The organism is Nonomuraea sp. NPDC050643 (genome assembly GCF_040654715.1).
Taxonomy (GTDB): Bacteria; Actinomycetota; Actinomycetes; order Streptosporangiales; family Streptosporangiaceae; genus Nonomuraea.
Genome location: NZ_JBFAIM010000037.1, coordinates 30,543 through 53,587, shown reverse-complemented (window position 1 = coordinate 53,587; position 23,045 = coordinate 30,543). Strand labels below are relative to the sequence as shown.

The 23,045-nt window shown below is 73.8% G+C and carries 12 protein-coding genes; 3 read left to right on the top strand and 9 right to left on the bottom strand.

Annotation, left to right across the window (positions count from 1 at the left end; genetic code table 11):
• Positions 1-22: 22 nt before the first annotated feature.
• Positions 23-664, top strand: coding sequence for a hypothetical protein (locus AB0I15_RS38185; RefSeq protein WP_358106931.1), 642 nt, complete (start codon positions 23-25; stop codon positions 662-664).
• Here the strand turns inward: AB0I15_RS38185 and AB0I15_RS38180 are convergent.
• The 6 genes from AB0I15_RS38180 to AB0I15_RS38155 all read right to left on the bottom strand — a co-directional run bounded on the left by AB0I15_RS38180 (position 661) and on the right by AB0I15_RS38155 (position 12,600).
• On the bottom strand, positions 661-4,053 hold the full coding sequence (locus AB0I15_RS38180; RefSeq protein ID WP_358106928.1) for a serine/threonine-protein kinase: 3,393 nt from the start codon (positions 4,051-4,053) through the stop codon (positions 661-663). The genes AB0I15_RS38185 and AB0I15_RS38180 overlap by 4 nt on opposite strands.
• Positions 4,054-4,137: 84 nt before the next feature.
• A complete protein-coding gene (locus tag AB0I15_RS38175) occupies positions 4,138-5,514 on the bottom strand; it encodes a glycoside hydrolase family 28 protein (RefSeq protein WP_358106926.1) in 1,377 nt (458 codons plus the stop codon).
• A 15-nt stretch (positions 5,515-5,529) separates the two neighbouring features.
• On the bottom strand, positions 5,530-6,546 hold the full coding sequence (locus tag AB0I15_RS38170) for a hypothetical protein (RefSeq protein ID WP_358106923.1): 1,017 nt from the start codon (positions 6,544-6,546) through the stop codon (positions 5,530-5,532).
• Positions 6,522-9,062 carry a family 78 glycoside hydrolase catalytic domain gene (locus AB0I15_RS38165; RefSeq protein WP_358106920.1) on the bottom strand — a complete coding sequence of 847 codons (2,541 nt, stop codon included), beginning with the start codon at positions 9,060-9,062 and terminating at the stop codon, positions 6,522-6,524. Before AB0I15_RS38165 ends, AB0I15_RS38170 begins: the two co-directional genes overlap by 25 nt.
• Positions 9,056-10,588 (bottom strand): alpha-L-fucosidase, encoded by a 1,533-nt coding sequence (locus AB0I15_RS38160; protein ID WP_358106917.1) that lies wholly within the window; start codon positions 10,586-10,588, stop codon positions 9,056-9,058. Before AB0I15_RS38160 ends, AB0I15_RS38165 begins: the two co-directional genes overlap by 7 nt.
• A complete protein-coding gene (locus AB0I15_RS38155) occupies positions 10,585-12,600 on the bottom strand; it encodes a beta-galactosidase (protein WP_358106914.1) in 2,016 nt (671 codons plus the stop codon). Before AB0I15_RS38155 ends, AB0I15_RS38160 begins: the two co-directional genes overlap by 4 nt.
• Positions 12,601-12,745: 145 nt before the next feature.
• Between AB0I15_RS38155 and AB0I15_RS38150 the strand changes: the two genes are divergently transcribed.
• Together AB0I15_RS38150 and AB0I15_RS38145 are read left to right on the top strand one after the other, a co-directional pair.
• On the top strand, positions 12,746-15,727 hold the full coding sequence (locus tag AB0I15_RS38150) for a glycoside hydrolase family 2 TIM barrel-domain containing protein (protein ID WP_358106911.1): 2,982 nt from the start codon (positions 12,746-12,748) through the stop codon (positions 15,725-15,727).
• Positions 15,728-15,732: 5 nt separating this feature from the next.
• Positions 15,733-17,442, top strand: coding sequence for a DapH/DapD/GlmU-related protein (locus tag AB0I15_RS38145; RefSeq protein ID WP_358106908.1), 1,710 nt, complete (start codon positions 15,733-15,735; stop codon positions 17,440-17,442).
• On the opposite strand, the gene AB0I15_RS38140 is transcribed toward AB0I15_RS38145, so the two are convergent.
• The 3 genes from AB0I15_RS38140 to AB0I15_RS38130 are packed head-to-tail and all read right to left on the bottom strand — an operon-like array spanning position 17,412 to position 22,974.
• Positions 17,412-18,593, bottom strand: a complete 1,182-nt coding sequence (locus AB0I15_RS38140) for a GDSL-type esterase/lipase family protein (RefSeq protein ID WP_358106905.1) — start codon at positions 18,591-18,593, stop codon at positions 17,412-17,414. The two genes, AB0I15_RS38145 and AB0I15_RS38140, sit on opposite strands and share 31 nt — an antisense overlap.
• Positions 18,590-21,271: a family 78 glycoside hydrolase catalytic domain gene (locus AB0I15_RS38135; protein WP_358106902.1), complete on the bottom strand. Its 2,682-nt coding sequence runs from the start codon at positions 21,269-21,271 to the stop codon at positions 18,590-18,592. Before AB0I15_RS38135 ends, AB0I15_RS38140 begins: the two co-directional genes overlap by 4 nt.
• Positions 21,268-22,974, bottom strand: a complete 1,707-nt coding sequence (locus AB0I15_RS38130; protein WP_358106899.1) for a hypothetical protein — start codon at positions 22,972-22,974, stop codon at positions 21,268-21,270. Before AB0I15_RS38130 ends, AB0I15_RS38135 begins: the two co-directional genes overlap by 4 nt.
• Positions 22,975-23,045 lie beyond the last annotated feature (71 nt).

The following is a 23,045-nucleotide window of genomic DNA, read 5'->3' as shown; positions in this document are numbered from 1 at the left end:
GCCGGGCGGGCATCGTGGAGGTATGAACCCCGCGAACCGTCTGGCCCAGATCTCCTTCACCGCCGGTCCCGCCGCCCTGCTGGCCGGTTGGGTGCTCATGCGTCCCATCGAGGGGAGCCTCGTACCCGGCCCCTGGTGGACGGCGGCGCACCTGGTCTGGCTGGCCGGTTTCCTCATGTTCGCCGTCATGACGCTGGCCCTGCGCGGCCTGGCGGGGCCGGTGACGGGCGGTCGCCGGGTGGCGGTCGAGGTGCTGACGGTGGTGGCGCTGTCCGGCGTCGCCGCCAACGCCGCCCAGCTCGTCATCGACCTGTACGCCGGTTTCGCCGCCTTGGACGGTGAGGCCATGCGGGCACTGTTCGAGCAGGTCAAGAGCTATCCCGGGGTCGAGCCGGTGGTCTATGGGGCCGGCGCGCAGATCTTCTACGCCGCCCTGGTCGCGCTGGCGGTCCTGCTGGCCGCGCTGCGCCGGGCCACGCCCGTCAGCGCCGCCGTCACCGCCTCGGGCGTGGTGCTGCTGGGCGTGGCTACGTTCCAGGACGGGCGCGGCTCGGCCCTGGTCGCCGTGGGCATGGCGGTGCTGTGGCTCGGCACGCTGCTGCTGGGCCGGGGCCCCTCCGGCGGCGGCTCCGGCCTGGGCGCCACCACCCCCTCCAGGGCCTAACGGCCGCCGCCCGGGCAGACCCGCTCGTACGGACGTTCGGGCAGGTGGCGGCGCCACTCCGCCTCGGTGAGGCCCCGCCCCGCCCGCCCGCACACCGCCGCCAGCAGCGGCTCCACGGCCGTCGGCAGCCGGGTCAGCCGCCCGCCCCTGCCGATGGCCAGCAGTTCGGCGGAGCCGGGCGAGAACGCGACCGACCGCGGGCTGTCCGGCAGCCTCACCTCGGGCCCGACCCGCTCTCCCCGCCCCACGTCCCACAGACTGAGCGACTGGTCCTGCGACGCGAACGCGAACAGCCGCCCGTCGGGCGAGAACGCCGCGTCCCACGGCGCCGCGTTCACCCGGAGCCAGTCACCGGCCTGCGCGCCCGACCCCGTGTGCCAGATGCCCACCTTGGCGTCGAAGTTCGCCGCGACCAGCCTCAGGTCGGGGGAGAACCAGACGCGGTCGGCCTGCTCGGGCAGGGGCAGCCGCGCCCCGAACGGCTCGCCGCTCTCGAGGTCCACCAGCCGCAGCAGGTCCGCGTCGAGGCCCACCAGCCGCCCGTTCGCGGCGATCGTCCAGCCGAGCAGGCGCGGCCTGGGCACCTGCCTGACCTGCTTGCCGCCGGGGACCTGCCAGAGCGTGAAGGTCTTCTCGCCGGCCGTCCAGAGCCCGCCGGCGGTCGGCAGCGCGCTGGCGTCCTCGGAGATGGGGGCGAACTCCGGCCGGACGTTCGCCAGCTCACGCCAGGTGGCGGTGTCACGGACGGACACCCGCTCGCCGCGCTTGAGGGCCAGCCGGGAGCCGTCGCGGCTGAAGGCGAACTCGCTGTCGTACGGCTCGAACGTGCCGGTCTCCCGGCTCTTGCCGTTGAGCGTCACCGTGGTGGCGTCGAGCGCGTGGGTGGCCAGGAAACGGCCGTCGTGGCTCAGGAGCATCCCGTCGAGCGGCTGGCCGGCACCGGGGGCCGGCCGGAGCGTGACGACGGTGTCGCCGCTCAGGTAGCGCAGCCGGTTCCCGTCGAACGCGGCCGCGGTCACCGGGTCGGTCACCTCGCGCCTGAGCAGCATCGGCTCGTCGGCGCCCGGCTGCCAGACGGTGACCGACTTGGCGCCGAAGCCCGCGACCAGCCTGCCGTCGCGGCTGAACACCGGGACCAGCGCGCCCTCGTCGCCGGGGAGCTGGACGATCTCCTCGCGGGTGCGGGTGTCGTAGAGGGTCAGGCCGTCGTCCTGGCCGACGGCCAGGCGCCGGCCGTCGGGGCTGAAGACCGGGGTGCTGGCGCAGTCGTCGCAGTCGGTCCCGAAGCCGGGACGCTGCCGGCCCGCCGGCAGCGTCCAGATCCCGGTCCCCGACACGGCGTAGCTCCCGTCCGGGTGGACCGCGGCGTTGAACAGCGCGGGCACGACGGTCGACTTCCCGGTACGCCAGTCGTAGATCTGCTTGCCCTGCCCGGCGGTCACCACGAGCCGCCCGCCGCTGAAGCCGATCTGCAGGTCGAGCTCGTCACTGGCGGGCATCCGCTTGCCCACCCGCCGCCCGGTGGCCAGCTCCCAGAGCGTGATGCCCTGGCTGTCGGCCACGGCCAGCATCCGGCCGTCCTCGCTGACCGCCGCCTGCCGCAGGCGCGTGGCGGTCAGCCCGAGCCCGGTGAAACCGCCGGCCCGCCGCCGGGTCGCCACGTCCCACACCCTGACCTCGTCGGAGCTGACGCTGATCAGCGAGCGCCCGTCGGCGGTCAGCATGCGGGCCACGAGGGGGCCCGTGTCCGGGTCGCGGAAGGACGCGCTCGCCGGGTCCACGGCCGAGGAGAGCAGGCTCGACCTGGCCTCGTCGGTGGGCGCGAGCCGCCCCGCCGCCGCGCCGAGCAGCATGGCGAGCACCGGGTCGGCGGCCCTGGCGCCGTCGGCGGCGGCGGCCAGCCGGGCCGACTCCGCCGTGTCGCGCTGCCGCGCCAGCGTGGCGCCCTGCTCGGTCAGCGTGATGCTCTGCCGCAGCGCCAGCGCGCCCGCGGCCAGGGCCAGCACCAGCAGCACGGCCAGGCCCACCGACACCAGCCTGGCGCGGCGGGAGCGCCGCCTGCTGAGCGAGGCGCCCGCCTGCAGGAAGTCCCGCTCGGCCGGGGTCAGCGTGATGTGCTTGCGCCCGCCGGCCGCCCAGCTCAGCGCGTCGTCCAGGGCGCTGCCGTGGAACAGGTCGCCGTCGTGGCGGCCGTGCTCCTGCCAGCGCCCGGCCGCGGTGCTGATCCGGCGGTGCACGGCCAGGCCGTCCTTGTCGGCCTCGATCCAGGCCCGCAGCCGGGGCCAGGCCAGCGGCAGGGCGGGGCGCATGAGCCGTACGGGGTCGGTGCCCGACACCACGTACGTGAACGCGCCCAGCACCCGCTCCACCCCGTCGGGCAGCTCGGACCTGCGCGGCTCGCGCAGCGCCAGCTCGCCCTCCTCGGTCACCGTGATCAGCCGCAGGAACAGCTCGGGCACCAGCTCCTTGTCGGCGGGTTCGAGCGCGGCGTAGGCGTCCTCGGCGATGACGCCGAGCGCGGGGTCGTCGGCCCCGGTCGCGATCCGGCGGCCGTCGTCGGCGCCCCGGGCCAGCAGCCGCCGGATGTTCAGGCTCCCGTCGCCGCTGAGCAGCCCGAGCAGCAGCTCGCGGGCGGCCGGGCGGTGGGCGGGCTCCTTGGACAGCGCCGCGCCCACCAGCCCGCGCAGGGAGGCGGGCAGCACGCTCAGGTCCGGTTCGTGGGAGAGCACGCGGTGCATGACGGCGCCGAGCGCCTCGCCGGTGAACGGGTCCGCGCCGGTGGCGGCGTACAGGACGACGGCGGCCCAGGCGAACACGTCGGCGGCGGGGCCGGCCCGCTCGCCGGAGAACACCTCGGGCGCCATGTAGCCGGGCGTGCCGGTCACCATCCCCGTCGAGGTGACCGACATCTCCAGCGTGCGGGCGATGCCGAAGTCGATCACCCGGGGGCCGTCGGGGCCGAGCAGCACGTTGTCGGGCTTGAGGTCGCGGTGCACGACGCCCGCGTCGTGGATGGCGGTCAGCGCGGTGGCGATGGCGGTGGCCAGGCGGTGCAGGTCGTCGCCGCGGAAGATCCGGCGGGCGGCGCGCAGGCTGGGCCCCTCGACGTATTCGCTGACGATGTACGGCCTGGGCCCCTCCAGCTCCGCGTCGAGCACCCGCGCCGTGCAGAACGAGGCCACCCGCTGCGCCGCGACGGCCTCCTTCGCCATCCGGTCCCGCAGCGCGGGCTGCTCGACCGGGTCGCCGCGCAGGATCTTGATGGCCACCCGCTCACCGGCCAGGTCGTACGCCTCGTAGACGACCCCCTGCCCGCCCGCGCCGAGCCGCCCCGCCAGCCAGTAGTCCCCCACCCGCTGCGGATCACCGTCTATCAGTGCGCTCCCCATGCACGGTTGGACTACGCGACCGGCCATCTGGTTGCCGGCGGATCCATGAGCGGGCCACCGAGCCGCTCATGGACCCGGCGGGGCTCAGACGCGGCGCCCGTTCACCCACACGTTGCGCAGCACGAATCCGGTCACGTCGGTCACGACGTCGGCCTCGGCCATCTCCTCGAAGACGCTGTCGCTCACCCGTACGCCCTTGATCGGGTTGCCCGGGTTGCCGATCAGGTTGAACGCCCTGGGCGCCCGCCCGGCCCGCAGCCTCCGGATGTCGATGGTGCCGACGTCGGGGAAGTAGGGGCCGGTGTGCTTGTTCTCGTAGTTGAGGGCGATCTCGATGACCGCGTCGGCGGCCTGGCCCACGGTGACGTCCCTGATGTGGATGTCCCTGACGTAGCCGCCGCGGTCCGGGTTGGTCTTGATCCGCACCGCGCGTTCCAGCCGGGCGCTGCTCATCGTGCAGTCCCACGCGAACACCCACCGCACGCCGCCGGTCGTCTCGCTGCCGATCGTCACGCCGCCGTTGCCGTCGCGCATCACGCAGCCGGTCACCAGCACGTTCATGGACGGCTCGTTCACCCGGCGGCCGTCGGCGTTCTTGCCCGCCTTGATCGCCACGCAGTCGTCGCCGGTGTTGAACTCGCAGTCCTCGATCAGCACGTCCACGCACGACTCCGGGTCGCAGCCGTCGTTGTTCGGGCCGTGCGGGCTGTCCACCGTGACACCCCGGATGGTCACGTTCGCGCACAGGACCGGGTGGATGTTCCACATCGGGGAGTCCTTGACCGTCACGCCCTCGATGAGCACGTTGCGGCACCGGTAGAGCTGGACGAGGTTCGGCCGCAGGTGGTGGCCTTCGCCGAACACCCGCTCCGCCACGGGCACGCCCTCCTCGGCCATGCGGGCGAGCAGGTCCTTGTCGGGGCGCTCCGAGGGCGGCGGGTCGCCCGACCAGTCCCACCAGTGCGTGGCGTCCGCCTGGCCGTCGATGGTGCCGCCGCCGGTGATGGCGACGTTGGTCCGGCCGTAGGCGTAGATGAACGGGGAGTAGTTCATCAGCTCGATGCCCTCGTACCGGGTGTGCACGACGGGCAGGTAGTCGGCGGGGTCGCGGCTGAACCTGAGGGTCGCGCCCGCCTCCAGGTGCAGCTCGACGTTGTCGGCCAGGTGGATCGCCCCGGTCAGGTACGTGCCCGCGGGCACCAGCACCCGTCCGCCGCCCGCCGCCGCGCAGGCCGCGATCGCCTGCTCGAAGGCGCCGGTGCACTTCGCCGTCCCGTCGCCCACGGCGCCGTACGAGGTGACCGGGAAGGTGCGGCGGGGGAAGCGGGGCGGGCGGATGCGCCGCATGATCCGCGGCACCCGGCTCCATTCCGACGTGGCGGCCTCCGCGCGGCCCGCCACCGGTACGGCGAGCAGGCCGCCCGCGGCCGCGGCCAGAAACCTCCGGCGAGATGACTGCATCGATGTCCTCCGTCTTCAGAGCGCGCTGGCCAGGGAGATCCCGCGCCGCTCGGTCAGCGTGTGCTCGCCCACCCGGTACGGCTCGCAGCGCCGTACGGCCGTGTAGAAGTGGTGCAGCCGGCCGTCGCGGGAGACGACCGCCGGCTTGTGCGCGTAGGTGTCGTCCGTCGAGCCCTTCGGGCCCACGTCGATGAGGATCTCGTCGCCCTTGTGCCAGGTCCGCAGGTCCCGGGAGACCGCGTACCCCTCGCGGGCGTGCCCGTCGAAGGAGAGCCCGAAGTAGAACATCACCCACCAGTCGCCGTCGCGCAGCACGCACGGGTCGGAGGCGAAGCGCTCGTCGAACGCGCCCGCGCCGCCGTTCGGCACCACCGGCGTCGCCTGGGGGCGCTCCCAGTGTTCGAGGTCGGGGGAGACCGCGTAGCCGATCTGCTCGCGCCAGCCGTCGTAGGTGCGGTTCTTGGCGTTGTAGAAGCAGTAGTAGAGGCCGTCGTGACGCAGGAGCCACGACTTGTACAGGCCGCCGCGCTCCCACGCGCCGCCGTCCTGCGGGCGCAGCACGGCGCCGGTGTCCCGCCAGCTCCGCAGGTCGTCGCTGACACAGAACCCGATGATGGCCGCGCCCGTCTCCATGCCCGGCTCCGGATAAGCGTGGTAGGTGCCCACCGCCCGGCCGTCCAGCCACGTCACCTGGCCCTCCGAGCCGAGCCGGTTGTCGCGCACGATCGAGGTCAGCGCGGCGTTGTGGCGGCGGTACGGGTGATCGGGGTCGCGCGGGAGGACGACCTCGCCGGGGCCCCACGATTCGAGGTCGCGCGAGCGGCTCAGCGCGGTCTGGTAGCCGGTGCCGTCGAAGCCCACGTACGTCATCAGGTACTCGCCGCCGTCGGAGCACACGAACGGGCAGTCCACGAAGAGGCTGTCGAAGCGGCCCGGCTCCCGCGACGGCTCGACCAGCAGCCGCCCGACCTTGCGCGGGGTCATGATGCCGGCCGGGTCGTAGGCGCTCATCGGCCCGACCCGAACGTCCACCGCCCGGCGGGCACCTCCCACGCGCGGTCGCCGACGGGTGTGCCGGGGCCGTGGTGCCGGTCGAGGCCCAGGTCCGGCAGGCGCACCTCGGCCGTCGAGCCGGGCGGCACCTCCACCTCCAGCGCGAACTCCCCGTCCGCCCGCTCCCACGACACGCCGACCCGGCCGTACGGGGTGGCGGTGCTCGCGCTCACGGACGCCAGGTCGCCCGGCGCGGCGGGCGCGATGAGCAGCCGGCGGAAGCCGGTCGAGCCCGGAGCCTGGCCGATGCCGCCCAGGCTCCGGTAGAACCAGGAGTCGATGGCGCCCAGCATGTAGTGGTTCTGCGACAGGCCGCGCGTCGGCCCGTCCCACGCCTCGGTGAGCGCGGTGGCGCCGTGGCGCACCTGGTAGCCGTAGCTCGGGTGGCCGGTGGAGGTGGCGAAGCCGTACAGGGCCTCGTGCCGGCCGGCGCGGCCGAGCACCTGGTAGAGCGCGGGCAGCGCGATCTCCCCGACGGTGATGGCGCCGGTGCGCACGGCCTCGCTCAGCCGGTCGAGCGTGCCCGGCACGAGCTCCTCCGGGACGACGCCCATGTCCAGCGCCAGGGTCTCCGACGCCTGCCCGCCGCCGCCGAAGCGCTCGCCCTTGAAGAAGGCGCCGGTGAACGCGGCCGAGATCGCCTCGGTCAGCGCGCGGTAGCGCTTGGCGTCGTCGTCGCGGCCCAGCACCCCGGCGACCTTCGCCATCGTGCGCGCGGCCCGCCAGTAGCCCCACGTGCCCACCAGCGGCACCGGCGTCGAGTCGTCCAGGCCGAACCAGTCGCCGAGCCCGTAGCCGAGGATGCCGTCCCGGGCGCGGCCCGTCAGATAGTCGACGTAGCGGCGCATCGCGTCGTAGTGCGTCTCCATCGCGGTGGTGTCGCCGTACCAGCGGTAGAGCTGCCAGGGGACGCGCACCATCGCGCCGCCCCAGTTCGGGTCGTCCCTGAAGGCGCTGTCGAACACCACGTACTCGGGCGCGATGTCCGGGACCAGGCCGTCCTCGGTCTGCGCCTCGGCGATGGTGACGGCCAGCTCGCGGCAGTAGGCGGCGACGTCGTAGTTGTAGGCCACGACGTCGAAGAGCAGGTGGGTCTGCTCCAGCCAGCCCAGCTTCTCCCGGTGCGGGCAGTCGGTCAGGACGCTGTACATGTTGCCGCGCACCGCGCGGTCGATGATGGTGTGGATGTCGTTGAGCAGCGCGTCGGAGGTCTCGAACCGGCCGATGTGCTCGTTGCCGGCGCGCAGCACCAGCGCCGCCACGGCCTCCGGGCCGGCGTGCTCCGGCAGGCCCTGGACCTCGACGTAGCGGAAGCCGTCGTAGCGGAAGTCCGGGTGCCAGGTCTGGGGGCCGTCCTCGGTGACGTACGTGCTGAAGATCGGCGCGCCCGTCGTCGGCTTCGACTGGACCACGCGGCCGAACGCGTCGAGCTGGTCGCCGGGCAGCAGCCGCAGGTATCGTCCGGCCGGCAGGTCGAGGCGCAGCTCGGCCCAGCCGGCCACGACCGCGCCCACGTCGAAGACCGCCGTGCCGTCGGTGGCGACGAGCTTGGCCACGGCGGGCAGCTCCTCCGTGACCCTGATCGGCGGGCATGAGCGCGAGCGCAGCAGCCCGGTGCCGCCGGGGCGGACGGTCGCCGGGACCCAGCCGGAGCGGTCCGCGCCGGGGGCGTCCCAGCCGGCGATCCGCAGGCGGGCGTCGTGGTCCTCGCCGCCGTACCAGTGCGAGCGGGTGGTGGGGCCCTCCGTGGCCAGCCAGTCCGCGCCCGTGCCGAACCGTTCGGCCGTGCCGTCGGCGTAGGCGACCTCGAGCTGCGCGATCGCGCGGGGCGCGGCCTTGGAGCCGTAGAACTTCATGTAGCGGTCCTGGTGCGGGAACACGTGCGCGATCCCGGGGCCGAGCGCGATGCCGAGCGCGTTGCGGCCCTCGCGCAGCAGCGCCGTCACGTCATGCGTGGCGTACGCGACGCGCCGGGTGAAGTCCGTGTACGGCGGTTCGAGCACGGCCTCGCTCACCGGCGAGCCGTTCAGCGACGCGACGTAGACGCCCAGCCCCGAGACGTACAGCCGGGCGCCCGCGACCGGCCCCGCCACGGTGAACTCGCCCGCGAGCAGCGGCAGCGGGCGGCCCTCGCCGACGCGCGGGTCGTCCTGCGCGTCGTACCAGTCCGGGTGGGTGATCCAGGCGGCGCTCCAGTCGCCGGCCTCCAGCAGGCCCAGCTCGAAGCGGGCCTCCTCGCTCCAGCCGGACCAGCGGCCGTCCCCGTCGCGGGTCCGCACCCGCCAGCGGGCGGCGGTGCGGCTGGTGAGGGGCGCGCCGCCGTAGACGACGCGCTGGTCGGCCGACTCGACCTCGCCGCTGTCCCACAGGCCGTCGACCCGGACGTGGTAGGCGGTCTGCGCGGAGACGCCCGTGAGCCGCCAGCTCAGGGCGGGCCGGGTGGTCTCGAGGCCGAGGGGGTCGGTCAGGTCGCAGGTACGCGGGTTCGTCACCATGGCACTCCCGTGATCTTGAGCATGTACGCGGCCTTGGTCGGCGGCTCCGGCGGCAGGTCGGCGTGGAGCGCGGTCTCGGACCGCCGCCAGCCGACCGGGCCGTGGCCCAGCAGCTCGACGGCGTCCGGAGGGCGCTTCAGGAGCCCGGCGGCGGTGCCCAGGCTGGTGATCGCGGCGGTCCCGGACTCCGGCCAGGCGAGCAGCGTGGCGTACAGGGTGTCGCCGCGCCGGGTGAAGCGGATGTCGCCGGGCCGGTAGGCGCGGTCGGCCTCGTTGTAGCCCTCGTAGCCCTTGGTGCCGCCCAGCTCGGTCGCGCCCTCGGCGGCGCGGTGCCAGGGGGTCGTGCCGTACACGCCCTCGCCGCACACGCGCAGCCAGTCGCCGACCTCGGCCAGCAGCGCGCGCGCCCGGTCGTCCACGGTGCCGTCGGCGTGCTGGGGGATGTTCAGCAGCAGGCAGCCGTTCTTGCTGACCACGTCGATCAGGGTGTGGACGATCTGCTGGGCGCTCTTGCGCGGGTGGAACATGGGGTCGTCGTCGGCGCAGTCGAACCACTCGCCGTCGCTGGTGTCGAACTGCCACGGGTGGGGCTGGGCGGTGTCGAGCTGGCGGCGCTCGCAGTCGAGGACGACGGCGGTGCGGTCGGCGTCCGGCACGTCCTTGATCGTGACCAGGCCGCCCGTCGGGCAGGTGTTGTAGTAGTGCGCCAGCAGCTCCAGCCCGGCCGCGCTGACCGGCTCCGACTCGACCACGCTGCCCGCGTCGAACGGCAGCCGGCCGTCGTCGAGATAGACCAGGTCGGGGCGGTAGCGGTCGAGCGCCTCGCGCACGCGGGCGTAGAACCGCTCGGCCACGTACGCCGGAGGCCGGGCCCCCGGCTCGTGCCGCTCGGGGTAGAGGTCGGCCGGGTCGAGGCCCTCCCACCAGGTGCCGATGCCGTCGCGCCTGGTCAGCGCGCCGTCGTAGGGCTCGCCGGTCTCCGGGTCGCGACCGTGGGCGACGTCGAGCCAGCGCCACGTCCAGTTCTGGTGGAAGCTCAGGCCGAACGGCAGCCCGGCGGAGCGGGCGGCACGCTGCCAGGCGGCCACGATGTCGCGGCCCGGCCCGACGCGGGCGGCGTTCCAGCCGTGCTGCCGGGAGTCCCACAGGTCGAAGTTGTCGCAGTGGGTGGCCAGGGCGACGAAGTAGCGGGCGCCGCTCGCGACGTACAGGTCGATGAGCTCGTCGGGGTCGAAGCGCTCGGCGCGCCAGCGCGGGAAAAGGTCCTTCGCGCCGCCCGCGCCGAAGTGGGCGCCGAAGTGGGCGCCGAAGTGGGCGCGGTGGTGGGCGTGCTGGCGGGTGGCCCTCTTGCGTTCCCAGGGCTCTGACCAGGGCTGCATGCCGTAGAGGTGGCGGGCGTACCAGTCGCCTGAGCGGGCCACCGACTGCGGGCCCCAATGCGACCAGATGCCGAACTTCGCCTCGCCGAACCACTGGGGGATCTGGTGGCCGCGCAGCGACTCCCAGTCGGGCTGGAATGCGGTCATCTCACCACTCGTACGTCGAAGGGGGCCAGCCGCAGCGGCCCCGGTGGCAGCGGTTCGCGGCGCCCGGTGACCTCGGTCGCCGGGCCGGTGAGCGTCACCGTGTGCTCGCGGTCGGACCAGTTGTGGGCGAACCAGAGGCGTTCGCCGTGTCCGTTGACCGCCGAACGCACGGTGACCTGCGGTGAGTCGGTGCGGACGAGGCCGTCCTGCTCTCTGCGGAACAGCTCGGCCGTCAGCTCCCTGCCCGGCAAGGTGCCCACGTAGGTCACGGTGCCGTCGCCCACGCGGTGCCGGGTGATCGCGGGCCACCGGCCGAAGTGGTGGTGGTCGTAGAACGCCAGCGGCTGCGCGCCCTCCGGCTCCAAGGCGTCGGCCCAGTGGCGGGCCACGTCCCGTTTCCCGAGCCCGTGCAGGGGGATCGGCTCCAGCAGCGTCGAGTATTCGAGGTAGCGCACCCCGGCCAGGGCCCGCAGCGGGCCGGGCGCGACCTCGGCCCGCGCCCTGGCCTCCTCGTCGGCGTAGCCGGTGCGGAACGTCATGATCAGGTGGCCTCCGTCGCGTACGTAGGCGGTCAGCTCGTCGGCCGTCTCGGGCGACAGGCAGTAGAGCGCCGGCACCACGAGGACGGGCAGAGATCTGAGCCGGCCGGGCGTCACGAAGGCCGCCTGCCGTCCCGCGTCGGCCGCGCCCTGGTAGAACGCGGCCAGGATGCGCTCGTAGGAGTCCTGGTCGGGGGTGCGGCCGTCGAGCGTGAGCGGCGGCTGGAAGGTCAGCGCCCACTTGCTGTCGTGCGAGTACAGGAATCCGACGTCGGCGTCCGGCGTGAGATCGGTGAGGTCCTCGCCGGCCCGCTCCAGCTCCGCGCCCAGCGCCGCGATCTCGTCGTAGACGCGGCCGGGCTCCTGGGAGTGGCCGAGGACGCCGCCCCAATACGTCTCGGCGCCGTGGTGCAGCGTGTGCCAGTGCCAGTACGAGATCAGCTCCGCCCCGCGCGCCACCAGGGCCCACGCCGCCTGGCGGAGCTGGCCGTCATAGGGCGGGAGGTTGAGCTGCGAGCCGGCGATCGACGTGGCGTTGGTCTCGGTCACCCAGAAGCGGCCCTGCTTGGAGGCGTACATGCGGTCGGCCGCCTGGAACAGGCCCGTGGGCCCGGTCGTGAACCAGGTGATCTCGCCGGTGTCGCGGGTCAGCCCGTCCTGCGGCAGGTAGTAGGCGTTGCCGCTGGTGACCGTCAGGTGCTCGGACAGCCGTACGTCGTGCAGGGCAGGACGCTGGTAGGCCAGGCACGTGGTCAGCGCGCGGTCCCCGGGGACCAGTTCGCGCACGAGGGCGGCCTGTCGGCCGATGAACTCCGTGGTCAGCTCGGCCTGGAAACGCCGCCAGGCCAGGTCGTAGGACGGGGTCGTGTTGCCCTGCGGGGGCCACAGCTCCTCCCAGGAGCCGAGGCGGTGCGACCAGTACGTCAGGCCCCACTCCTCGTTGAGGCGGTCGACGTCGCCGTACCTGTGCCGGAGCCAGGTGACGAACCGCTCGAACACCGGCTCGTTGTGGATCAGGTGCAGGCCCGGCTCGTTGTCGAGCTGGATCCCGATGACCGCCGGGTGCCCGCCGTGGTGGCCGACGACCTGGCGGATGACGCGTTCGGCGTACCGGAGGAAGGTCGGGGAGGTGAAGTCGATCTCCTGGCGCGCGCCCCACGGGATCCGGGCGCCGTCCGCGCGGACGACGGCCAGCTCGGGGTGCTTGCGCTGCAACCATGGTGGGACGGCGTAGGTCGGGGTGCCGAGCAGCACGCCGATGCCGCGCTCGTGCGCCGCGTCGAGGATCGGCGTCAGCCAGTCGAGGTCGAACTCGCCGTCGCTCGGCTCCCAGGTGGACCAGACGGACTCGCCGACCCTGATCGTGTCGATCCTGGCCTGGGCCATCAGGTCGAGGTCGCGCTTCAGGTCGGGGGAGCGCTGGTATTCCCAGTAGTAGGCGGTGCCGAATCGGATGCCGGTTGTGCTCGTCATGAGGGTCCCCGGAATGTTAAAACGATTTACTGGATGATATATATATTCACTGCCTGATGTCAATGCATTTGAGATCTGGTGTATGAAAGGTCGTCCTTATAGGGTTAAAACGTTTTGTCTCATCTCCGTCGGAGGGGACCTGCGGATGGTCGATTTCCACGAAGATCCAGGACCGGGGTCGGGGCGGCGGGCGGCGCGGGCGTACTTCGTCTCCGACGCGCCCCGGCTGTCGCTCAACGGGCGGTGGCGCTTCCGGCTCTCGGCCACCGCCGGGGGGACCGGCCCCGCGTTGCCCGACCCGGCGCTCGACGACAGCGACTGGGAGACGATCCGGGTGCCGGCGCACTGGGTGCTGGAGGGACACGACCGGCCGCTCTACACCAACACCGCCTACCCGTTCCCCCTCGATCCGCCGTACCTGCCCGACGACAACCCCACCGGCGACTACCGCCTCCGCTTCGACCTGCCGCCCGGTTGGCCCTCCGGCCGGTCGGTGCTGCGCTTCCAGGGCGTCGACTCCTGCGGCACCGTGTGGCTGAACGGGGAACTGCTCGGCCACTCGAAGGGGAGTCGGCTGCCGTTCGAGTTCGACGTGACCGAGGCGCTGCGGCCCGGCGTCAATCTGCTGGCCGTACGCGTGCAGCGCTGGTCGACCGGCAGCTACCTGGAAGACCAGGACATGTGGTGGCTGCCGGGCATCTTCCGCGACGTGGAGCTGCTGGCCCGCCCGGTGAACGGCATCGACGACCTCACCGTGCGGGCCTCCTACCGGGACGGCGGTGGCGCCCTGCTGGTCACCGCCGACGTGCCGGGGTTGGTGGAGGTCCCCGAACTCGGGATCTCCGTGCCCACGGGCGAGCAGGTCACGCTGGAGGCGGTGGAACCCTGGAGCGCCGAGCACCCACGCCTCTACCGGGGAACGCTGTCGGCGGCCGGGGAGACGATCGAGCTGGCGATCGGCTTCCGCACGGTCGAGATCGCCGGCGGCCGGCTGCTGATCAACGGGGCTCCGGTGCTGTTCAGGGGCGTCAACCGGCACGAGCACGACCCCGACCGGGGCAGGTCGCTCGACCGCGACACCATGATCCGTGACATCGAGCTGATGAAACGGCACAACGTCAACGCCGTCCGCACCGCCCACTACCCGCCGCATCCGGAGTTCCTGCGGCTGTGCGACGAGTACGGCCTGTGGGTGGTCGACGAGTGCGACATCGAGACCCACGGCTTCATCTACGCGGGCTGGGAGGGCAACCCGCCCGCCGAGCCGATGTGGCGTGACGCCCTGCTCGACCGGGCCCGCCGCATGGTGGAGCGCGACAAGAACCATCCGAGCGTGGTCGTCTGGTCGCTGGGCAACGAGAGCGGCGCAGGGGCGGCGTTCGGAGAGATCGAGGAGTGGATCCGGCGGCGCGACCCGACCCGGCCGCTGCACTACGAGCGTGACCCCCTCTACCGGCACTCCGACTTCTACAGCCTGATGTACCCGTCCCTGGACGATCTGGAGCGCATCGGGCGGCGCAAGGAGGAGCCGCCCGAGGGGGTCGTGCCCGGGTCGGACGACGACGTGCGGCGGCGGGGGCTGCCGTTCCTGCTGTGCGAGTACGCGCACGCGATGGGCAACGGGCCCGGGTCGCTGGCCGACTACCAGGCGATCCTGGAGTCGTACGAGCGGTTCTGCGGGGCGTTCGTGTGGGAGTGGATCGACCACGGGCTGGCCGGGCTCGACGAGCGGGGGCGGCGGTACTACCGGCATGGCGGGGACGTCGACCACCAGCCGAACGGTGAGCGCTACTGCCTGGACGGGCTGCTGTTCCCGGACCGCACGCCGTCGCCGGGGCTGGCGGAGCTGCGCAAGGCCATCGAGCCGGTGGGGATCGAGGTGGACGGGGACGAGGTCGTCGTCGCCAACAAGCACGACGTGGTCTCGCTCGGGCACCTGGAGTTCCGGTGGCGGGTGGAGGCGGACGGCATCGCCGGGGCCTCGGGGACCTTGGCGGTGCCGCACTGCCCGGCGCGGTCGGCGGTGCGCGTGCCACTGCCGGAGGCGGGCGTCACGGCGAGGCGCGGTGGGTCGGGGCCGGGTGGGTCGGGGTCGGGTGGTTCGGGGTCGGGTGGCTCACGGGTGGGCGGGGAGGTCTGGCTCACGGTGGAGGCCGTTCTGGCCGGTGCCACGCGCTGGGCTCCGGCCGGTCATGTGGTCGCCTTCGGGCAGGCCCGCCTCGGCAGCACCCCTCGACCGCGTCCGAGCGCCCTGGGCGCCGGTGCGTCCGCCCGCCGGGCGGGGGAGGTGCTGCTGGGCGGGGCGGTGTTCGACGGCGGGACCGGACGGCTGGTGCGCGTCGGCGAGGTCGAGCTGGACGGGCCCGTGTTCGACGTCTGGCGTGCCCCCACCGAGAACGACCGGGGTCAGGGCCCCAGGAACGCCCTGGCCGCCGACTGGGAGGCGGTGGGGCTCGACCGGTTCCTGCAGCGCGCCGGCGGGATCGAACGGCCCGACGACCACACGATCGTCGTCCGGGGACGGAGCGGGCCCGCCACCCGTACCCTGGGCTTCCGCACCACGTACACCTACCGCTGGCGAGACGGGGCGCTGCACCTGCTGATCGAGGCCGACCCCGTCGGCGACTGGCACGACACCGCCTACGGGCACCTCACCGTGCGCCCGCCCCGCATCGGTACGAGGTTCGCCCTGCCCGGCGGCTACACCGACGTCACCTGGTTCGGGCGCGGCCCCGGCGAGTCGTACGCCGACAGCCGCGCCGCCGCCCGCGTCGGCCGCCACACCGGCTCCATCGACGCCCTGCAGACCCCCTACCTCGTCCCGCAGGAGAACGGCAACCACGTCGAGACCCGCTGGCTCGAAGTGTCGGGCGAGGGCCTGCCGACCCTGCGCGTGGACGGTGAGCCGCACCTCGACTTCACCGCCCGCCGCTGGACCAGCGAGGCCCTCCAGGCCGCCCGCCGCCCCCACGACCTGACCGACTCGGGCCGCGTGTGGCTGAACCTGGACCACGGCCAGCAGGGGATCGGCAGCGCCTCCTGCGGCCCCGCCCTGCCCGAGCGGTACCGGCTGCCGGTCCGCCGGCACACCTGGTCGATGACAATCGCCGCTGTGAGAGGATGCTGACCCGCATGACAGAACCGTCCAAGTTCGACCTGTGCCCGTGGCTGTTCTGGGACCACGCGACCGACGACGACCGCCGCGCCCAGGAGCGGCACCTGGACGCGCTGCGGTCCAGGATCGCCATCGACGCGGCCGGGAAGGTGTTCGTCTCGCCGCTGGCCGGTGTCTACGCCGACAGCCTCCGCATGGGCGACCACAGCTACATCGCCGCCCACGCCTACGTCACCGACGACATCGTCATGGGCAGCGACTGCACCATCAACCCGTACGCCGTCGTACGCGGGCGCGTGGAGCTCGGCGACGCCGTACGGATCGGGGCGCACACGTCGCTGCTCGGCTTCAACCACGGGACCGAGCCGGACCGGCCCGTGTTCCGGCAGCCGATCACCTCGAAGGGCATCCGGGTCGGCGACGACGTGTGGATCGGCTCGAACGTGGTCGTGCTCGACGGGGTGACGATCGGCGAGCACGCCATCGTCGGGGCCGGCGCGGTCGTCACCAAGGACGTGCCCGCGTGGGCCATGGTCGCGGGCAACCCGGCCCGCCAGATCCGCGACCGCCGCACCCCGCGTGAGACGGCCCTGCGTGAGACGGCCCTGCGTGAGACGGCCCTGCGTGAGACGGCCCTGCGTGAGACGGCCCCGCGTGAGACGGCCCCGCGTGAGCGGCCCGCCGTCGGGCGTGGCGCGGCGGACGACCTCGAAGAGTTGCTCGCCGAGTTCGCCGGCCGCGCCAAGGAGCAGGCCGGGGTGCTGCTCGCCCGCTGCTGGACCGGCGACCGGTACGTGGACCGCCCCGGCGCCCAGCCCACCGTGCGCGCCTGGTGCGACGCGGTGGAGATCGCCGACCTGCTCCTCGGCGGCCCGCCCCCGGCCCCGGCCCGCGAGGAGATCGTCACGTTCCTCCGGGACCGCCAGGACCCGGCCACGGGCCTCGTCCCCGAGCTCGGCGCCTCCGGCGTGCCCGAACTGGAGGGCGTGACCGCCTACCACGTGCTGTGCGTCGGATACGCGCTCGACCTGCTCGGCACCGGCTTCCGGCACCCGGTGCACGCCGTCGGCGGCCTCGGTTCGCAGGAGCTGATCGCCACCCTCGACGGGCTGGACTGGGCGCGGGAGGCGTGGACGGCCGGTTCGGTGGTGGACGCGATCGGCACCGGGCTCTACCGCAACCTCTCCTTCGGGCCGGGCGGTGAGAGGGAGGCGCTCTTCGGCTGGCTGCTGACCCGCTGCCGCCAGACCCACGGGATGTGGGGCGAGCCGGACTCCGGCTCGGGGTGGCTGATGGTGGTCAACGGGTTCTACCGGCTGACGAGGGGGACGTTCGCGCAGTTCGGGCTGCCGTTGCCGTACCCGGAGCGGGCCCTGGACACCGTGCTCGCCCAGGCCCGCGACCCGCGCTACTTCGGGCCCGACACCGGCAACGCCTGCAACGTGCTCGACGTCATCCATCCCCTGTGGCTGCTGGGCCGGCAGACCCGCTACCGGCGGGCCGAGGGGGAGGCGTGGGCGCGGGAGAACCTGGTCCGCGCGCTGGGCGGCTGGCACGACGGCGCGGGCTTCAGCTTCGCCCTGTCCGGGGGGAACGGGCCCGGGTTGCAGGGGACGGAGATGTGGCTGGCCATCATCTGGCTGCTGGCCGATTACCTGGGGGTGTCCGGGGCCCTGGGGTACCGGCCCCGGGGGATTCACCGGCCGGAGCCGGCGATCACGCTGTAGATCGCTTCGGCCAGCGCCCGGTGGCCGGCCGCGCTCGGGTGGAGGTGGTCGCCGCAGTCGTGGCGGGGGAGCAGGCGGGCCGGGTCGGCGGGGTCGCGGAGCGCGGCGTCGAAGTCGGCCCGCCCGTCGAACACGCCGCCGTCCCTGACGAACGAGTTGACCGCCTGCCTCGCCCGCTCCCCCTGGGCGGTGTGGTACTCGGCTCCGGCGAACGGGGTCAGCGTGGCGCCGATCACGCATACCCCGGCGGCGTGGGCGGTGGCGACGATGCGGCGGCAGGCGGCGATGAGCTCGTCCGCGCGGGCGCCGTGGCCGAGGTCGTTGAGGCCGGCCGGCAGGATCACGGTGTCGATGCCGGGCTTGGTCAGCACCTCGGCGGTCAGGCGCGCCTCGGCGGAGCGGCCGGTGCCCGCCGTCAGCACCCGGCCGCCGGACACGCCCTCGTTCGCGACGGCGAGCGGCCATGACGGCGCGGCGAAGGCGGCGTGGTCGGCCAGGAGGTCGGGCCAGCCGTGGCCGGCCTCGGAGCCGACGCCGGTGGCGATGGAGTCGCCGAGCACGGCGACGCACCGCACCGGCTCGGGTGGGACGACGGTCAGGGCGTCCAGCCAGTGCCAGCTCGCCGACTCCGCCACGAAGGGGTTCCCGCTCTCGTCGGCGGCATGGTCGCCGGGCGATGACCGGTAGGCGGGCGCGAGCGCGGGCTCCCGCTCGGCCACCGCGCGTGAGGGCGGCGGCCAGGCCGGGGCGGTGGCGCGGTTGCGGCCGGTGAGGGTGGGGCAGTCGCCGCTGAGGTAGAGGCTGACGGCCAGGCGCTGCCGGGGCGGCACCCGGCCGGGCAGCGGATCGCTGAGGACCGTCGCCCCCGGGGCGAGCCGCACCTCGGGCACCCCGCCGAACGTCAGCCTCCGGTTCGAGCCCGGCTCAAGCGCCGCCCCCACACAGAGCCCGGAGCGCCGGTCCGCCGCTCGGAGTCCTGTGCGAGGTACGCCCACGTACGCGTGCCCGACGCTCAGCTCCTCCTCCCCGAAAGCGTTGGTCAGCCGCACCCGCAGGCCGGTGCCGCCGGCCGTGGTGCGGACCACGTTCCGTACCGTCAGGTCGCGCAGGCCGCCGCCGAGCCGTTCGGCGGCGGCGGCCCACGTGGTCACCGCTCCCATGCGGCGGTGAACACATGACGCCCGGACCCGGCCCGGCACACCAGCGCGGAGTCCGTGGCGACCCCGTCCACCGGCGCGCCCGACTCCCGTACCGACGACGGGTCCGTGGTGGGGACGTGGACGGTGGCCAGCGCCCCCGGCGGCACCTGGACCTCCAGCCGCAGCACGCCCCCGGACACCTCCCACCGGCTGCGCAACCGCCCCAGAGGCGTGTCATGGGCGGCCTCCGCCCACCGCAACGTCCCCCCGGGCAGCGGCCGGATGAGCGGCCGGCGGAACCCCACCGACCCTTCCTCCTGGCCGATCCCGGCGACCCCGCCGTACAGCCACGCCCCGACCGAGCCCAGCGCGTAGTGGTTGAAGGAGTTCATCGCGACCGGGCCGAACCCGGTCTCCTCCGTCCAGCCGTCCCACCGCTCCCAGATCGTGGTGGCCCCGCGTTTGATCGAGTACCCCCACGACGGGTAGCGGTCGTCGTGCAGCAGCGCGTACGCCAGGTCGTGCCGCCCGTGCTCCGACAGGACGGGACCGAGCAGCCCCACCCCGGCGAACCCGGTCGTCAGCCGCCGCCCCCGCCGCTCCAGGTCGGCCACCAGATGCCCCACGGCCGCCGGCACGAGCTCCCCGGGGACCAGCCCGTACGCGAGCGCCAGCAGGTAGCCGGTCTGCGTGTCGCCGGTGATCCGCCCGTCCGCCGCCACGAACTCCCGGGCGAACGCCTCCCCGATCCGCGCCCGCAGCCCCGCGTACCGGTCGCGCGCCGTGTTGTCGCCCAGCACCCCCGCCGCCTTCGCGGTCAGCTCCGCGCTCAGCGCGAAGAACGCGGTGGCCAGCACGTCGCGGGAGGTCCGCACGCCCGCCTGCAGCCAGTCGCCGTAGTGGCTGCCGACCCTGGTGCGCCAGATCAGGCCGGGATTGTGCCGCTCGACGTGGTCCACCCAGCGCCGCATGCTCGGCAGGCTGTCGCGCAGCACCCGCTCGTCGCCGTACACGTGGTACAGGTGCCACGGCACGATCGTCGCGGCGTCGCCCCAGCCGGGTGTGCCGTGCCGCCCGGTCATCACGTGCGGCACCACGTCCGGCACCGCGCCCTCGGCGGTCTGCGCGCTGCGCAGGTCGGCCAGCCAGCCGGTGAAGAACGCGGCCACGTCGGCGTTGTAGCAGGCCGTGGGCAGGAACACCTGCGCGTCCGCCGTCCAGCCGAGCCGCTCGTCGCGCTGCGGGCAGTCGGTGGGCACCGACACGAAGTTGCCGCGCTGGCTCCACCGCAGGTTGCTCGTGAGCTGCCGCACCATGGCGTCCGAGCAGGAGAACTCGCCCGCGACCGGCGTGTCCGAGTGCAGCACCCGGCCCGTGACCTCGACGTCGGCCGGGGCCCCGGTGATCTCGACGTAGCGGAAGCCGTGCACGGTGAAGCGCGGCTCGTACGTCTCCTCCGGCCGTCCCGCCGCCACGTAGTGGTCGGTGGCCTCGGCCGATCGCAGGTTGGCGGTGTAGAGGGCGCCGTCGTCGGTCAGGGCCTCGCCGTGCCTGAGCGTGACGCGGTCGCCTCGCGCCGCGCCGCGCAGCGTCAGGCGTACCCGGCCCGCGATGTTCTGGCCCAGGTCCACGACGGTACGGCCGCCGCTCTCGCTCGTGGACACCGGCCGGAGCTCCTCGGTGACCCGCACCGGCTCGGCGGCCGTGGGCACCAGGACGCCGTGGCCGGTGTCCACGACCCGGGCGGGCGCCCACGCGCTGTCGTCGAAGCCGGGCAGGTCCCAGCCGTCGTGCTCCAGGCGGGCGTCGTACCACTCGCCCATCAGCAGGTCGGCGTAGCGCAGCGGCCCGGTGCTCTCGCGCCAGCCCTCGTCCGTGCCGGCGACCGTGCGCGAGCCGTCCGGGTGGTCGGCCACGATCTGGACGAGGAGCTGCGGGTCCCGGCCGTAGTGCTGCGCCTGGCGCCGGCCGTCCCAGCCCAGGCTGCCCGACCACCAGCCGTCCGCCAGCACCGCGCCCACGCAGGCGGGCCCGTCGCCGATCAGGTCCGTGACGTCGTGGACCTGGTACGGGACGCGCTGCCGGTAGTCGGTCCAGCCCGGCGTCAGCTCGCCGTCGCCGACCCGGTGGCCGTTGACGCGCAGCTCGTACAGGCCGCGGGCGGTGCAGGCGATCCGGACCGAGGTCGCCGGGGACAGGGCGAGCTCGGTCCGGAAACACCGGGGCGCGGGCAGGTGGGCGGTGCGCGCGCCGCGGGGCTCGGGGTCGTCGGTGGGCGGCTCGAACGGCGGCTCGGTCTCCGGGTCGTGCCCGATCCACGCCGCCCGCCACTCGTCGGGATGCAGCACGCCGGTGCCGAACCACGACTCCGCCGCCGTCGCGGGGCCGTCCGCCGGGCGCACCTCGACCTGCCAGGCGTAGCGGGCGAACGACGTCAGGGGTGCGCCGCCGTAGTCGGCGCTGACGTCCTCGTCCTCGATCCAGCCGCTGTCCCAGGCCAGGACGCCGCCGGGGCCGGTGACCCGCACGCGGCGGGCGGCCTGCGCGTCGCCGCGCCGGTCGGAGGCGAGGCGCCAGCTCAGTCTCGGCACGGCCACGCCGATCCCCGAGGGAGTGGCCAGGTGCTCGCAACGCAGGTCGTACGGCCGCAGCGTCTCGGCCGCCGGGGTGTCGGGCAGGGTCCAGGTCACCAGGTCCACTCCTTCGCGGGGCAGGTCAGCTCGTACGAACGGCGGGGGGCGGTGGGATGGACCTTGCGCCCGCTGTACATCGGCCGGGCGGTGCCCTCGGGGCTGATCCCGATGACGTCGTCGCCCCGCCAGCGCACCTGGTATTCGCGGCCCGCCGCGACCTCCGTGCTCGCCGTCTCCGGCACCGGGAACGTGACCGTGACGCGCTCGCCCCCGCGCGGCGCGGGGATCGACAGATAGCCGTCCGGCGCCCACGCCCCGGCCTGGGTCCCGTCGAAGCCGCCTTGGGGCCGGTCGACGCGGACCTTGGCGTACCCGGCCCAGTCGGGCACCCGCATCCGCAGCTCCCGCAGGTCCTCGTGCACGTCCAGGTCGACCCGGCCCTCGTGGGGGAGGTGGCTGAGCACCGTGACCTGCCGGGTGGCCCTGGTCAGGAGCAGGTTGACGCGGGTGACGCGGTCGTCGGCGGTGACGATCGAGTTCCAGCCCCAGAACAGGCCGCGGACGCCGGAGCCCACGCAGCACGCCTGCACGTCGGCGGTGTGCCCGCGGCCCAGCTCGACGTCGCAGACGAAGTCGTTGGGGGCGCCGTAGCCGGCGAACGCGCCGCGTACGCGCTCGCCCACCCGTACGTGGGTGGTCCAGCCCGGCCTGTCGCCCGAGGTGTCGGGGGCGGACTCCACCCAGCTCAGGTCGAGCAGTTGCGACTCCACCAGGTGGTTGCGCAGGAACCGCTCCACCACGCCCCAGTAGCGGGTGTGGCCGGCGCGGGCGAGCGTGGTGCCGGTGCCGATCAGGTCGACCAGGGAGCAGCTCTCGTGTTCGTAGCGCTGGTCGGCCAGGTCGCCGGGGGTCCAGCCGAACGCCGTGGCCTGGCCGAGGGCCCAGTCGTAGGAGCGGCGGACGAACGCGGTCAGCTCGTGGTCGCCGGTGTGGCGGGCGTACCGGGCGAGCCCTTCCAGGGTGCCCAGGCGGGTGTGGAAGTGGCCGCTGCGGTAGGCACGTGCCGGGTTGAAGGCGCCGTCCTCGTGGAAGACGCCGCTCTTCTCGACGATCAGCCGGGCGAACCACCCGCACAGCTCCAGCGCGTCCTCGTTGCCGGTCGCCTGGTGGTAGCGGAGCAGCGGCATGATCAACCGGCCGCTGAACGAGGCCGGGTCGGGGGCCAGGTGCAGCGCGATCGCGTTGGGGGAGGGCCAGCCGCCGGGGGTGTACTCGGAGGCGGGGTAGAACCAGACGTCCCGCTCCTTGATCGCGATCCGCTTCAGCGCGGCCACGTGCCGGTCGGCCACCCGCCTGACCTCCGGGTCGCCGTCCGACACGTACGACGTGGTCAGCGACAGCAGCACGGCCCGCTGGTCGATGAGGTTGGCGTTGGCCGGCCAGCCGACCTCGGGGCGGGCCAGGCGGTAGCTCAGCCCGTCGTCGCCGAAGAACCCGATCAGCCGCCGCCTGAACCCGTCCTCGACCTCCCGCCACGTGTCCTTGCCCGTCATGTGCCTGGCGAGCAGGGAGGCGTCGAGTAACCGGCCGTGGCTGGAGCCGTAGTCCCAGTCGCCGTGGTGCAGCGTCGCGGGGCGGGCCAGCAGGTCGGCGCTGAAGTACGGAATGCCGTCCATGTCCTCGTCGGGCAGGCCGGCCACGGCGTTCATCGCCAGCTCGGCCCGTTCTTCGAGCAACACCGTGTCGGGGATCTCAGGCATGACCATCCCTTAAATAAATATTCATAGGTGCATAGACAGCCTGCGTCGGCCGGGAGGGCCCGTCAAGATGC

Excerpts from the sequence above, each read along its gene's own strand:
- AB0I15_RS38185 (WP_358106931.1), top strand. The coding sequence starts at position 23 with ATGAACCCCGCGAACCGTCTGGCCCAGATCTCCTTCACCGCCGGTCCC.
- AB0I15_RS38155 (WP_358106914.1), bottom strand. The coding sequence starts at position 12,600 with ATGACGAGCACAACCGGCATCCGATTCGGCACCGCCTACTACTGGGAA.
- AB0I15_RS38175 (WP_358106926.1), bottom strand. The coding sequence starts at position 5,514 with ATGCAGTCATCTCGCCGGAGGTTTCTGGCCGCGGCCGCGGGCGGCCTG.
- AB0I15_RS38180 (WP_358106928.1), bottom strand. The coding sequence starts at position 4,053 with ATGGGGAGCGCACTGATAGACGGTGATCCGCAGCGGGTGGGGGACTAC.
- AB0I15_RS38130 (WP_358106899.1), bottom strand. The coding sequence starts at position 22,974 with ATGCCTGAGATCCCCGACACGGTGTTGCTCGAAGAACGGGCCGAGCTG.
- AB0I15_RS38160 (WP_358106917.1), bottom strand. The coding sequence starts at position 10,588 with ATGACCGCATTCCAGCCCGACTGGGAGTCGCTGCGCGGCCACCAGATC.
- AB0I15_RS38165 (WP_358106920.1), bottom strand. The coding sequence starts at position 9,062 with ATGGTGACGAACCCGCGTACCTGCGACCTGACCGACCCCCTCGGCCTC.
- AB0I15_RS38150 (WP_358106911.1), top strand. The coding sequence starts at position 12,746 with ATGGTCGATTTCCACGAAGATCCAGGACCGGGGTCGGGGCGGCGGGCG.
- AB0I15_RS38145 (WP_358106908.1), top strand. The coding sequence starts at position 15,733 with ATGACAGAACCGTCCAAGTTCGACCTGTGCCCGTGGCTGTTCTGGGAC.